Raw genomic sequence first — 13,628 nt, 5'->3', positions numbered from 1 at the left:
GATACTCGCGCAGAATAAAAAGAACATTTTTGTTTTTGGCGGTGTAACCGAGCTCTGTCTCAACGGATCGATCAAGCTGGGTTTCTCCGATGGTTTCCTGGCTTATCAATGGACGTACAATGGTGCAGATATACCCGGTGCTACAACCCGCTTCTATACTTTGAATCAAACCGGTATATATACTGTTAAATTCCAGCGGAGAAATGGAAAATGGGCAGAGTCTTACCAATTGAAAATCACACCTAAAACTTCCTCTACATACTCGCCTGCGCTTACCAACTCGAGCGGTACACGCTTTCTTCCTATAGACTTTAATGGTGCCAAGAACGACACTATGAAACTTGTAGCGCCTGAAGGCTTCCCGCAATACTACTGGTATAAAAACGGAACTCCATTTGATACTACCACTACAAACACAAAAGTTGCTTACTTCCTGAACAGCTCCGGTACTGCCGGAACAACCAACGAAGCCGGTGTCTATGCTGTAAAAGTAAAAGAGAACTCAGGTTGCGAAAGTCTCCTGTCATCACCGGTAACAGTATATTATCTCAGTCCGCACGTTGGGCCTACGGCTCCTACTGTAGCGACCAATGCTATTACTACTATATCGGAGACATCGGTAAAGATTGCCTGGACGGATAATTCTACCAATGAAGAATACTTCGAGATCTGGAGAAACCGTAACAACGCCAACGGCTATACCAGCGAGCCCTATAAATTAGTAGCAACTGTACCGGCTAATTCTACAAGCTATACCGATAAAGGACTTCGCCCGATGGCCAAGTATTTTTATCGCGTGCGTGTTGTAGGCAATGGCGATGGTAAATTTGGTACGGAAAGAAGTGTAACACTTCCGAACGATCTTATCAAACCGAGTGCACCGGCTAATCTGGTGGTGACCAATATTACCGATACACAGATCTCTATTTCATGGGACGCCTCTACAGATAACGACCAGGTAGCAAAATATGAAGTATACGAAAGCTCCAACCTTGTGAGCAGTACTGTAACCGGTACCACCTATACATTCAGCAACCTCGCTCCTAATACAACCTACTTCATCAACGTGCGCGCTGTAGATGCCCGCGGTAATTTTTCTGACTTTGCCGGTGAAGCTCTACAGGTAACAACCTTAACACCTCAAAACGGTTTAACCTATTCATACTATGAGCCGCTTACTGTCCCGGCAAGTTTTACGCTGGCAACATACTTCAGCACCACACAAACACCGGTTAAGCAAGGCATTGTAAGTAACTTTGATATTACCCCCCGAAACAGAAACATCAAGTTTGTTTTTGCTTTCGATGGCTATATCCAGATCGATGTTACCGGTAACTATATATTCTATACGAAATCAGATGATGGAAGTCGCCTGTATATAGATGGTGTTCTGCAAGTAGATAATGACGGCACTAAATCTGCTGCTACCGAAAAATCGAAAACGGTAAATATTACTACTACCGGTAAGCACTCTATCCGGGTAGTATATTTCTATGCCAACAGTGTGGTTGCTCCTACGCTCACCGTATCGTACGATCCGCCAGGAACACCTGCCAAGCAGACTATACCGAACGCCAAACTGTTCCGCACAGGCGCTACCCCTATATCGTATTACTCAAAAGCAACGGGTAACCTGCAAGACCTTTCTACCTGGGGAACCAACACCAACGGTACGGGTACTGCTCCGCCAAATTTTACCAATGGATTCGAGTATTTCTATATCCGTAATAGAACGGGTAATGTAGATCTCAATGCTGCGTGGACTGTTTCAGGCACAGGTTCTAAAGTAGTAGTCGAGGCATCGGGTATTACACTGAATGTGAATGCTGCGCTTACCGGCCGATTGGAAGCGAACGATAACACTACCATCAACCTGAACAATGCTACTATACCAACGTTTGGTATACTGGCCGCTACATCAACCGTTAACTTCAATGTGGCAGGCGCTGTTCCCAATGGTTCGTATGGTAATCTTAACCTGAACACTGCTTCTACTACCAAAACTTTACCACTTAGCTCTGTAAGTGTAAAAGGAAATCTGAGTGTAGCCGATCAAGTGGCTGTGCAAGGCAGTGAGCCGAACAAGTCAGTGCTGGCAGTAAACGGTAACCTCACCTTCCAGGGAGCAGAGAGTCCTACAACCAATCAATTATACTCGATTATATTCAAAGGCACCAAGAGCCATACGTTAACAATACCTTCTAATCAGGATGTAAGCCTCTATCAACTCACTGTAGATTTTGGTGATGCACTCACCATAAGCAACGGCACAAGCAACCCGGTAACGATCAATGCAGGTAATGCAGCCGGTGGTGGTTTGATCTTGGAAACCGGAGCTTTACTCCAGCTTGGAAACAATAACTTATCTCTGGTGGGAGATGTTTCCATCAACCCGAATGGTGAAGCCGGAACGATCGCGATGAATGGTGGAAATCTTACACTCAATACGACATCACCGCTATCGTCCAACATCATCTTCAGCGATACGTACAACAGTATATCTAATCTTACACTGTCTACCAGCAGCACAGGTAAATTCAACCTGTTAAGTTCGGTTAAGGCGACAGACCTTGTAACGATCAGCAAAGGCGAATTGAATACCTATAACGGTAATCTTACCCTGGTATCAAACGCCAGTGGTACAGCCCGTATAGGTCCGCTGCTTTCAGGTGCGAAAATTACCGGAGATATAGTTTTCCAACGCTATATGGATGGCGAAGGAAGAATATACCGCTATATCGCTTCTCCGATCAAAGGCATGAAGGTGGCCGACATTCAGAAATATATACCGGTTACAGGTAAATTTACCGGCAGAAGCACCGGCACCGGTATAAATAGTACAGCGGCATCGATGTTCGACTATAACGAACCCGGAGGCGGATGGCTGAACTTCCCTGCCAACAACAGCACCAACCAGGATACCCTGAAAATAGGAAAAGGTTATTCACTGTTTATTCGTGAAGGCACCAACCCTACTACATGGGAAATGACCGGCCCAGCATATCAAGGTACATTTGTATTCACCCTTACAGGTGGTACACTTGGCCAGGATAACGGATGGAATTTGTTAGGCAATCCTTACCCGGCTCCTATACAATGGACCGGTAACAACACCGGAGGAAAATGGTCTACCTTCCAGAACGTAAGTAGTATAGTATCGGTACGCGAGAACTTCGGTACAGAGTATAGATGGCGTGTATGGAACGGTACCACCGGAAACCTGGAGAACGGTATCATTGCACCAGGTCAATCGTTCTGGGTACAGGCTACTTCTGCCGCTCCTGCTCTTACCATTACCGAGAATGCCAAGTTTACTACCGATGGATCATTCTATCGCCAGGCAAGCAGCGCTTCGCAGGCTATAGAGATCACCATGACGAATGGTACACTGGATGACCAGGCGTATATCCAGTCCGTTGCATCCGGTTCAAATGCATACGCAAAGGGCGAAGACGCGGTCAAGCAAGCCAATACATACTTTAACCTTTCGTCTAAATCAACCGATGGTGTAGCCCTTGCGATTAACGTGATCTCCAATGAGTTTTGCCAGAGAAGTATACCGCTCTCCATCGACAATGCGGCGGTTGGAAATTATACCCTGAAATTCAAAGGCATTGACGGGGGCGTAGGCAGTGTATACCTGCAGGATGCATTCCTCGGCACACAGGTAGAATTAACAGAAGGCTTCACCTATAGCTTTGCTATTACGAGCGATGTACTTTCAAAAGGTTCACGCTTTACGATCATAATCGGCAAGCCTGCAGTAGAAGCTGCCAAGACTATTACAGCGAACAGCGTTTGTGATACCGACCCGATCGTTACGATTGCTAATCCTCAAACAGATATAGTATATCAGGCTTTTGTAAACGGAGTAGCCGTATCTGACCAGGTACTTGCTGCCGGAAGTGATCTGCAATTGACTCTTCACAGAGATAAAATGCGCAGTGGTACAACACCGGTGGAGATCAAAGCCGGCTATGGTTACGAGGGTTGTGATGTGGTAAGTCTTACATCAATTGTAAATGTTACGATCGATTCACTTGCCAAACCATCTATATCCGTAATGGGTAACAAGTTCTATACGGTAGCAAAAGATACATACCAATACCAGTGGTTTGTAGATGGCGTACCGGTAGATGGCGAAACCAGGTCCTATATATACCCTGCTACAGCGGGTAAATATACCGTGCAGGTAAGCAGCGGAAGCTGTGCACAGATGTCGAACGGAGTAATTTTCCGGGTAACAGCTACGGAAAGTTCTGCCCTGAGAACATCCGCAGTTTCTGCTTATCCGAATCCTTTCACCGATGTTGTTACGGTTAACCTCCTGAACAGCGACAGAGCTCAACTCATCTCGGTAATGAATGTGGTGGGAGAAACTGTATTGGAGAAAACAGCAACAGCCTCGGAAGAAAATGTTACGCTCGACCTCGGCACCTTGCCGCAAGGGACGTATGTGATCGCGGTTGGTGCTGTGCGACTGAAAGTGATCAAGAAATCGTAAGTTGAAAATATACATATACCGCAGGGTATATAAAGATAGTTAGCCTTTCATGAAGAAGACCCTTCTACTGATCATCGTTGCTGGGATAGTGCTTCTTGCACTATCCTACTTCGTTGTGTCATTCAGCCAGGAGACCCAATCACTCACAAACGAAGAACGATCTGAAGCGCCCGGTAATTTTATCCGGCTCGATCAGGGTATAGTACATTATGCCTTGCAGGGAAATGATACTGCCGATCTGATCGTATTCATTCATGGTGGTGGTATTACCGGCATGGAAGTATGGAACAATACCATTCCCTTCTTTCAGCAAAAAGGATTTCAAACATTGTCATACGATCTGTATGGCCGCGGATATACCGATCGTCCTGAAACAGAATATACTCCGGAACTGATGGTTCACCAGCTCTCACAATTGCTGGATACTTTGAACATCTCAAAACGGTTTACCATTGTCTCCATGTCGATGGGCGCTATGATCGCCTTGGAGTATACTTCCAAAAATCCGGAGCGGGTAAAGGAGATCGTTTTTCTTGATCCGGCTACCACCGGTGACTTCAAACCAAATCCATTATTAAAAGTACCGGTTGTCTCTGATCTGCTTATGACGTTCTATTGGTACCCAAAGGCTATTGAAAACCAGCGAAAGGAATTTGTGGATCAGGCTCTTTTTGAAAACTATAGCAAGCGCCTCGCCTACTTCATGAATTTTGAAGGGTATAAATACATCAATCATTCTACATGGATGCATACTCTTAACCAGCGAAATATAGAGTTGCTGAAAGGACTGCATCAAAAGGTATTATTACTTTACGGAGAGAAAGATCCTTACTTTCCTGCAGGAAATATAGCTATATATCAGTCGCTATATCCGGCCATCCAACATCATGCTATTCCGAATGCCGGACACATGCCGCATTTTGAAAGACCTTCGGAAGTAAATCCGATCATTTATGAATTTCTTACCGGTGCTTCTGCCGGTGAGTGATTCTTATAAAAGTCTTCAATCAGCCAGAGCATAGCCGGTATAAAGATCAGCGCCTGTGGCACGAGGAATAACCGCGACTCCATCGCAGTACTCTTAGCCAGGTGTATCACAAACCAGAAGGGAACGATTAGCAAACACCAGCTCTTCAGCATAACGGGTAAGCGTTTGAATCCGAAGAGTGTGATCAGCGGTATCAATCCCAATGTGCCGAACAGCTGCGGGTACATACGGAAAAAGGTAAGATTGAATTTAAGATAGGCCAGCGGGCTGCGCATACCATGTATACCTTCTGCTTCGCGAAAGCCGAAATACAGGCGGATGCTTACAAAGACAATAGCAAATATAGCCAGCGATGAAAGGGTTATAATCCATTTGTCCTTCGTAAGCAGTGAGCGGTCGTATAGTATAAATGGAACCACCAGCATCAAGGGTATAAATCCGCTGGTCTCACGGTTAGCGGCAGCAAGAAAAGTGATCGGTATAATCCAATAGTATTTCTTCTGCAGTATAACACAGGCTGCAAGCAGGTAAAAGATTATATCGAAGTATGTGTTAAACGAAAAATCGGATTGAAATACACTGTTGCTGATAGTAAAGCACAGTAACATTAACCCGGCAAAAATAAGTATCGGATTTTTTATCTGTAACGATTTATAGTAGTAGAAGCTGATATAGAAGATCAGCATGTTTTGTATAAACTTGAAGAACAGGTATGGCAGCATTTCATATTTACCCGGAAGTACTTTATTGAATAGCTGGATGATTGATTCGAGAATGAGTGGCGATAAAATCCGGTATTGCCATGGGTTATAAAATTCAGAAGTACCCGCTATAATATTTTTATGCCGTTCTATCTGCACGGCATGTGTAATGGCCAGGCAGCTTGTAGCATGTTCGTATAACACGTACAAACTCATAAGCAGAAACAAAAAGAACCATATCCATTTATCAAATCGGGGGCTTACAAAAGTCATAACGAAAGTTGAATTGTTACCCTTGCAATTTATTGAAAATCTTATGCTATTTTAACACTTTCCGAACTTGTTGCTATGCATTATGATCTGATTGTAGTAGGTACTGGTTTTGCGTCATCTTTCTTTGTGAAGAAGTTCCTGGAGAAGTCTTCACCAACGGTTCGTGTACTGGTACTGGAGCGTGGTGAATATATTCCTCATCAGAAGAGACTTCAGGATGCGAGAAGTAAACCCCTGGGTGAAGTTAGCTACGTGAGTGGCGGACAAGCCGGTGTTACCTATAAGAATAACAATCCGGAGAAAGCCTGGATCTTTGACCCGAGCTTTGGCGGCAGCTCCAATTGCTGGACGGGCTGTACACCGCGTTTTATGCCAAACGATTTCGAACTGAAATCAAAGTATAATGTTGGCATCGACTGGCCTCTCTCCTATAGCGATATAGAACCCTACTATTGTGAAACGGAAGACATCATGGCTATATCCGGCCCGGAGGTAACGCCTTACCCGATGTCGAAGAAATATCCACAGCCGGCACATGAACTTAGCACAGTAGATAAATTACTGCAGCGAGAATATGGTGAGCTATATATCAGTCAGCCGACCGCGCGAAGCAGTATATCCAACAAACGAAACAAGTGCTGCACGAGCGCCATCTGTCACCTTTGCCCAGTGGAAGCCAAGTTTACCATCGAGAATGGATTCAAGAAAGATCTCTATGCTGATCCGCGAATCGAAATACAATACCAGGCACAGGTAGTACAGCTCGATATACAACAGAATGTAGTGCGCGGTGTACAATACAAACAGAACGGCCAGGATAAAAAAGCAACTGCCGACCTGGTAGCACTGGGTGCCAATGCGATCTTCAATGCACATATACTCTTAAACTCCGGTGACACCAATGTGCATACTGGCAAGAATCTTTCGGAACAAGTAGGTTATTATGCGTATATCGATCTGAAGGATTTTCAAAATGTAGGTGGCAGCTCAATCATCACAGCGAATGGTTTTATGCTATACGATGGTGCACACCGTGCAGAACGTGGTGCCTGTATCGTAGAAAGTCACAACGATGTATTTATACGCTACGAAGAAGGTAAATGGCGGAACATAGCCAAATTCAAATTTGTGTTTGAAGATATACCGCAGGCCACCAACAAAGTGGAGCGATCGGCCGATCCGCTCATTCCACAACTAACCTATACATCGCACAGTGATTATGTAGCAAAAGCCTATACGCATTTGAAGGATAACATCGGTAACATTTTAAAAACATTACCGATCGAGAATATATACCTGGACGATAAGTATCAACCTTCGGAAGCACATATTCTGGGAACAGCGCGGATGAGCAAAGATGCAGCTTCAGGTGTAGTCGATAAAAATCTTGTGCATCATCAATACCGGAATTTGTTTGTATTGGGAGGAAGCTCCTTCCCTACTATAACTCCGTCTAACCCATCGCTTACTATTGCTGCGCTCTCGTTACGCGCGGCCGATCAACTGCACTAATTATGAACAGAAGATCTTTTATACGTCTATCCCTTCTTGCTATACCGGCCGCTATAGCTGCATACCTGTTATTGAACTTCGATAAAGTGGTAAAGAGAATATTGATAGCCGATACACAATCCCTCAAAGTACCAGACGAAGCAATCGACCGCTTTCTGAATGAAGCCAAACGTGAACATTTCTGGAACAAATTTTCTTTCTCCAAGAAGATGTTTATCTGCGTGCAGCACTTCTTCTCATCGCTGGGTATAAAGCTTAAGTATCATACCAAGTATGTACAGTATAGAAGTATGATTACGGGGCAGTTTCTGTTATCTACAGATTTCTTTCTGAACAAGATGGATCCTTCGAAAGATGTTACCTATATCGGGTTCTTCAATCCCTATAAAACCGGATGTTCCAATCCGTTCTCGAGTCTTCGCTTTACTTCCTGAAAGGTTTATAGTGCGCGTGATTTCCCAATGCCAGCATCGGACGGTCGCCACTGGTATCGCCATAGGTATAGATTGGTGAGAAGTCGTTTGTATTGAGATAGGCACGAATGCGTTCAACCTTTTCTTCTCCGTGGCAATTCATGCCTTGAAACTTGCCGGTTATTTTTCCAGCTATTACCTCCATGCGTGTGGCAATGCATTCAACGGAGAGGCTATCGGCCCAGGGCTTTACCCAGTTTTCCGGTGAAGCTGACACAATCACAACTTTATACCCGTTGGCCTGATGTTGTCTGATCTCATCCAGTGCTTTACTCCGAATCAACTGTGGAATACACTGCTTCGCGAAGTCCTTGCACCATTGATTGAATGTGTGAACATCCATCCCCTTAAAAAAATACGAGAGTACATATTGCTTGGCCTGCGAGTTGGAAATTATACCGGCCTTGAACAACACGAGCATAGGCGACAGAAACAGGAAGCCGGTATAGAACGCAGACGATCCTTTACTAAAGCGTATAAACTCGAAGAGTGTATCGTGCGTGGTAATGGTTCCGTCAAAGTCAAATAAAGCGAGTCCTGGCTTCGTGTTCATATCTGCCATCGCTTAAATATAAATGATCACCAGGAAGGTAACGATAAAACCTAAGATCGTACACTGTATAAAGCGATCGGTCAGCAATATTTTCGTAGGCGAGCCACTGTCATTCTTTACCAATGTTATCTGCAGGTAACGCAGCAACCCGGCAAATACAAACAGTGCTGTGATATAGAGATAGTCTCTTCCGATACGATTCACTACTTCTTCTGAAATGGTGTACATAATATACGATACCATGATCACACCCGAGATCAACGCGAGGCATGTATTGATAAACTCGATGTTATACTGTCGCACCGATGCACGCAAGGCAGTGCCTGAAGTTTGTGCCAACACAAGATCGTCTCTTCGTTTAGCAAAAGCCAGGAAGATAGATAACAGGAACACCATAATGATAAGCCACTGCGAGATCACTACACTGATCAGTACACCTCCGGCCACAGCACGAATGAGGAAGCCCGATGAAACCAGGAATATATCTACGAGTGAAATGTTCTTGAGCCCCAATGAATAGCCAATGTTAATCACGCCATATACTCCCACCAGTACTGCAAACGTTGGAGAGTCTGACAATATATAGGACCATCCTAATGATACGATGAACAACACCGCCATAATGATCAATGCGAGTGTTGGCGACACCTTGCCTGACGCCAGCGGACGCTGCCGCTTTACAGGATGTACCTTGTCGGCTTCTATATCGCGATAGTCATTGAGGATATAAATAGCAGAGGCCATCAGGCTAAAGCAAAGGAAACCTTCACCCAGCAAGATGAGGACATGCTTATCCAACAGTTGACCGGCAAAGAAAGCCGGAATGAAGACGAAAAGATTTTTGACCCAGTGATGAATCCGTAGCAGGTAGAAGAAGCGCATTATACTAACTTTTATCACCGTAAAATTATTATTATTACTCTCACGTCCAAACGGTTAAAACATTATCTTTAGGTTGGTTTTAATCAAAAAAGATTGTGCAGGACAAACACTTCAAGTACATCGATCTGGTGATCTGTGTACCCTTCATCATTGCCCCGTTATTTCTCAGTTTGCCGTATCGCGTAAACATCTTTCTCTCGTGGGAAGGCGCATACAGGCTCTCCATCGGACAAGTTCCCTATGAAGATTTCGGATTGCCCATGGGTATCTGCTATTGGCTTATACCGGCTTTATTCTTCAAGATCTTCGGTCCTACTTTTCTATCACTGGTAAAGGCGCAGGTCTTTATTAATCTAATAAGTATACTTTCGTTGAGAGGTATTCTCTACAATCTGAAAGTAAAGCCCTATACTATAACACTAAGTATATTGGTATTCTGCCTCACTTATGTACTTTATAATTTCTGGCCGTGGTATAATCATTCCGTTGTTGTATATGAACTGGTGGCACTATTCTTCCTCACCAAATCGTTTACAGTAGAGAAAACATCTTCCAAAACTATATGGCTTGCGCTCGCAGCGCTATTCTCTGCGGTAACATTCTTCACCAAGCAGGATGTAGGCGCTATTGGTATACTGCTTAGTTTATTCTTATTGGTATACCGCGCGCTGCTGGATAAAGAACGCCTGCCTGTGATTACCTACTTGGGTGCTGTAGTGGTTATTGGTATAGTATCGGCATTGCCTTTTCTCCAATATGATTTTCTATACTGGTTCAACTATGGCCAGCCGCCACACAGCTCGCGCCTCGATATAGTTTTACTGCTGAATACGTTCCTTGAAGGATCGATCGTGGAGAAAACCTATATAGCACTCATCTTTATACTGCTGCTTTGTTCTTTTAAAACTATAAAAGAATTTATTGAAGACCGAAACCAGTTTACGCTGGCTGCTATATCAGTGTGTATGATCGCGCAGGCCATTGTTACTAAAATGACAAGCCCGCTGCCTACCGATCACATGACGTATTATCATGTATTCGGTTTTGCCTGCATTCTTAATTTCTTCCCGTGGCAGCGTTGGGATACTTTTGTAAAGCCCGCTATAGCTATACTGTTACTGGTATTGCTGATATATTCTGCAGGCTACTGGAAATATGTATCGGATATTCTGCACATCCATAGCAAGAAGCAACCGATGGCTATTACCAATGCGCCCAAGCCTGCCTTATGGAAAGGCTCTTCTGCCTACCCGACACTGAAGCATGTTACATTACCTGAGAGCACTATTGCCGGTATAGATAGCATTGCCAAACTTCCTTTCATTCATAATAAAGGATTGAAAGTATTGAACATGTCGGAGATAACATTTCTGGCAAAAGAGTTTGGCTATACACCACTCACCCAACACCCGTTGTGGTTCCATGTAAACATCGGTATGTTTCAGAAACAGATCGATGAGATAAACGAGCGTGTAAAAAATCACTATTACGATCTCGTGCTCTTTGAAGATATACCAAGCCTTACGGAGTTTTACCCATACCAGGTTCGCGAAGCACTTCGGAAGTACTATATACCGAATAATAAATTCCTAGCGCCCCGTAAACTGGAAGACTCCTCGATTGAAGTATTCATCAATCCGGATCTTGCAAAACAATACTTGTCTCAATCGGAAAGTGATCCGACAAAGTAACATCGTAATAGGTTTTGTAATCGCAGAAGGAAATTCCTTTACTGGCAAAGATGTTATCGATGCGCACTGGTGATCCCATAAATGTATAGGTATAGGCATACCCGGTGGCTGCATCTTCAAAAGCATTGTGCAACGGTTGCGACAGTGTATGGTATACATAGCTATGCGGTGGTTCATTGAGATCTCCGCATAGTATAACTTTATAGGGCGACTCTTCTATAAATTCTCTGATCAGTTTGGCATGATAGCTTCGTGCCATTAATCCTCCTTTTATATTCTTGAGCTTTCGGAGTTTGGATGCTTTGTAAAAATTATAGGACTTGAGGTGTACGTTGATCACGCGTATAGTATCATGGTTGATCACTATATCGGTCCAGATCATCCGGTTAAAAGAATTGAAAGCGAACTCGCGCTTGCCTGCCAGTGCTATCGGGTAACGCGAGATGATGAAGAGACCGAGGCTGTCGCCTTCCAATGTTTCCTTGCCGGAAAAATAGCGATAGTACGAGGGCAATATCTTGTAAAAATTAGCAGGTACAGTTTCCTGCAGGCATACTATATCCGGGCGAACCTTCCCCAGCCACGCAGAAAATGTATTGAGGGTCTGCATATATACTCCCGGCTTTCCGAAGTAATTCAGCGCATTTACATTATAGGAAATGATCTTTACGGGTGTGCGATCGGAAGTATCTTCCTTGTGCAGGCCCAGTGAAAAGATGCCTTGTACCTGTACCAAAAAGAATACGATCACTACTATGGGAGCCCATACCCAGCGACTCTTCTTAATGGCAAAGTATAGCAGTGCAATTGCGGTGCCGAGCATCAGAAAAGGTATACCGAGCGTTAGAACCCCGGCAATATAGAACTCGTCAGGCGGAATATATAGGGCACCCAGTGCCAGTGCCGACACGCATGTGAGTAACAAAAACAATATCTTGATCATCTGAAAATGTGAGAGGGTTTACGGATTTATTCATCGCGAAGCTCAAGGAAATCTGATCTTAATTCTGTATATTCATTAAGTCTATTCACATCCCTAAATAAGCATGTTATACCTAAAATAAATATCGCTATGCACTAAAAATTGTTTCACCCTAAAAACCCCCCTACTATTATGAAATTTATCAACCTGTCTGTAGAAGAGCTCCATGCTCTGGCCAAAAGTAAACATCAGGAGTATGAGTCGGCCAATCCGTTTCCCAATATCTACTTCGATAATTTCTTTAACCCGGAAAGACTCTCTGAAATACTGGATGAATTTCCGGATATGAGCAAGCGACCGGATCTGAAGTTTGAAGACACGAACCAGATCAAGCTTGCATCGAAAGGAGAATACAGGTTTGGCGAAGAGACCAGGGAGTTCATGCACTTTCTCAACTCACAACCCTTCCTTGAATTTTTATCGATCCTCACCGGTATTGACGCATTGATACCCGATCCATACTTTGAAGGTGGCGGCTGTCACCAGATCATGCCCGGTGGACTTTTAAAAATCCATGCAGACTTTAACAAGAACAAACTTACCAATCTCGATCGCAGACTAAATGTACTGGTATATCTGAACAAGGACTGGAATGAAGAATGGGGCGGACATTTTGAGTTGTGGGATACTGAAATGAAACACAGTGTGAAGAAAATATTGCCACTCTTTAATCGCATGGCGATTTTTACTACAACCGACTTCTCGTATCACGGTCATCCCGATGCACTGAAATGTCCGCAGGACAGAAATCGTAAATCACTGGCGTTGTATTACTATACCAACGGAAGACCTTCGTATGAGATTAATGCCGGTCTTGAAAATCACTCCACACTCTTCAAGGCAAGACCATATCAGGATAAATCGCGCATCTCTGTAAAGGAAATTGTGAAGCAGATAACGCCTCCGATTTTATACAATGCCGCAAAAAAAATAACACGGTAAATAACACAAATTAGGTATTTTTATTGGGCAAGCATGTTATATATTAGCATGCTTGTTCTATTGTATATTTACTAAACCTGCCTGCGTCTGACACGTCATACGGTTGTACTGACAGGCTTTAATCAAA

At 43.9% G+C, this 13,628-nt stretch carries 10 protein-coding genes; 6 read left to right on the top strand and 4 right to left on the bottom strand.

What is annotated here, in order from left to right:
- Both VIN08_RS27755 and VIN08_RS27750 read left to right on the top strand, forming a co-directional pair.
- Positions 1 to 4,504, top strand: a 4,504-nt coding sequence (locus VIN08_RS27755) for a PA14 domain-containing protein (protein WP_331972865.1), incomplete at its 5' end; no start/stop codon positions are given.
- 49 nt (positions 4,505 to 4,553) lie between these two features.
- Complete coding sequence (locus VIN08_RS27750) at positions 4,554 to 5,492, top strand: alpha/beta hydrolase (RefSeq protein ID WP_331972863.1); 939 nt, start codon at positions 4,554 to 4,556, stop codon at positions 5,490 to 5,492.
- On the opposite strand, the gene VIN08_RS27745 is transcribed toward VIN08_RS27750, so the two are convergent.
- Positions 5,456 to 6,409, bottom strand: coding sequence for a hypothetical protein (locus VIN08_RS27745; protein ID WP_331972861.1), 954 nt, complete (start codon positions 6,407 to 6,409; stop codon positions 5,456 to 5,458). The two genes, VIN08_RS27750 and VIN08_RS27745, sit on opposite strands and share 37 nt — an antisense overlap.
- Positions 6,410 to 6,541: 132 nt before the next feature.
- On the opposite strand from VIN08_RS27745, the gene VIN08_RS27740 reads away from it, so the two are divergent.
- Positions 6,542 to 7,978 (top strand): GMC family oxidoreductase, encoded by a 1,437-nt coding sequence (locus VIN08_RS27740; protein WP_331972859.1) that lies wholly within the window; start codon positions 6,542 to 6,544, stop codon positions 7,976 to 7,978.
- 2 nt (positions 7,979 to 7,980) lie between these two features.
- Entirely contained in the window at positions 7,981 to 8,412 is a 432-nt protein-coding gene (locus VIN08_RS27735; RefSeq protein WP_331972857.1) for a hypothetical protein, read from the top strand.
- Here the strand turns inward: VIN08_RS27735 and VIN08_RS27730 are convergent.
- A complete protein-coding gene (locus VIN08_RS27730) occupies positions 8,402 to 9,004 on the bottom strand; it encodes an HAD family hydrolase (protein WP_331972855.1) in 603 nt (200 codons plus the stop codon). The genes VIN08_RS27735 and VIN08_RS27730 overlap by 11 nt on opposite strands.
- A gap of 12 nt (positions 9,005 to 9,016) precedes the next feature.
- Entirely contained in the window at positions 9,017 to 9,886 is an 870-nt protein-coding gene (locus VIN08_RS27725) for a decaprenyl-phosphate phosphoribosyltransferase (protein ID WP_331972853.1), read from the bottom strand.
- A 95-nt stretch (positions 9,887 to 9,981) separates the two neighbouring features.
- On the opposite strand from VIN08_RS27725, the gene VIN08_RS27720 reads away from it, so the two are divergent.
- Positions 9,982 to 11,577, top strand: a complete 1,596-nt coding sequence (locus VIN08_RS27720; RefSeq protein ID WP_331972851.1) for a hypothetical protein — start codon at positions 9,982 to 9,984, stop codon at positions 11,575 to 11,577.
- On the opposite strand, the gene VIN08_RS27715 is transcribed toward VIN08_RS27720, so the two are convergent.
- Complete coding sequence (locus tag VIN08_RS27715; protein ID WP_331972849.1) at positions 11,519 to 12,520, bottom strand: endonuclease/exonuclease/phosphatase family protein; 1,002 nt, start codon at positions 12,518 to 12,520, stop codon at positions 11,519 to 11,521. The genes VIN08_RS27720 and VIN08_RS27715 overlap by 59 nt on opposite strands.
- Before the next feature lie 171 nt (positions 12,521 to 12,691).
- On the opposite strand from VIN08_RS27715, the gene VIN08_RS27710 reads away from it, so the two are divergent.
- Positions 12,692 to 13,501, top strand: coding sequence for a 2OG-Fe(II) oxygenase (locus VIN08_RS27710; protein ID WP_331972847.1), 810 nt, complete (start codon positions 12,692 to 12,694; stop codon positions 13,499 to 13,501).
- Positions 13,502 to 13,628 lie beyond the last annotated feature (127 nt).

The sequence above is a fragment of the Ohtaekwangia sp. genome (genome assembly GCF_036568665.1).
GTDB lineage: Bacteria > Bacteroidota > Bacteroidia > Cytophagales > Cyclobacteriaceae > Ohtaekwangia.
This window is presented reverse-complemented; position numbering and strand designations above follow the sequence as displayed.

What these genes read in the sequence shown, in the direction of transcription:
- VIN08_RS27750 (WP_331972863.1), top strand. Translation starts at nt 4,554, where the DNA reads ATGAAGAAGACCCTTCTACTGATCATCGTTGCTGGGATAGTGCTTCTT.
- VIN08_RS27745 (WP_331972861.1), bottom strand. Translation starts at nt 6,409, where the DNA reads ATGAGTTTGTACGTGTTATACGAACATGCTACAAGCTGCCTGGCCATT.
- VIN08_RS27740 (WP_331972859.1), top strand. Translation starts at nt 6,542, where the DNA reads ATGCATTATGATCTGATTGTAGTAGGTACTGGTTTTGCGTCATCTTTC.
- VIN08_RS27735 (WP_331972857.1), top strand. Translation starts at nt 7,981, where the DNA reads ATGAACAGAAGATCTTTTATACGTCTATCCCTTCTTGCTATACCGGCC.
- VIN08_RS27730 (WP_331972855.1), bottom strand. Translation starts at nt 9,004, where the DNA reads ATGAACACGAAGCCAGGACTCGCTTTATTTGACTTTGACGGAACCATT.
- VIN08_RS27725 (WP_331972853.1), bottom strand. Translation starts at nt 9,886, where the DNA reads ATGCGCTTCTTCTACCTGCTACGGATTCATCACTGGGTCAAAAATCTT.
- VIN08_RS27715 (WP_331972849.1), bottom strand. Translation starts at nt 12,520, where the DNA reads ATGATCAAGATATTGTTTTTGTTACTCACATGCGTGTCGGCACTGGCA.
- VIN08_RS27710 (WP_331972847.1), top strand. Translation starts at nt 12,692, where the DNA reads ATGAAATTTATCAACCTGTCTGTAGAAGAGCTCCATGCTCTGGCCAAA.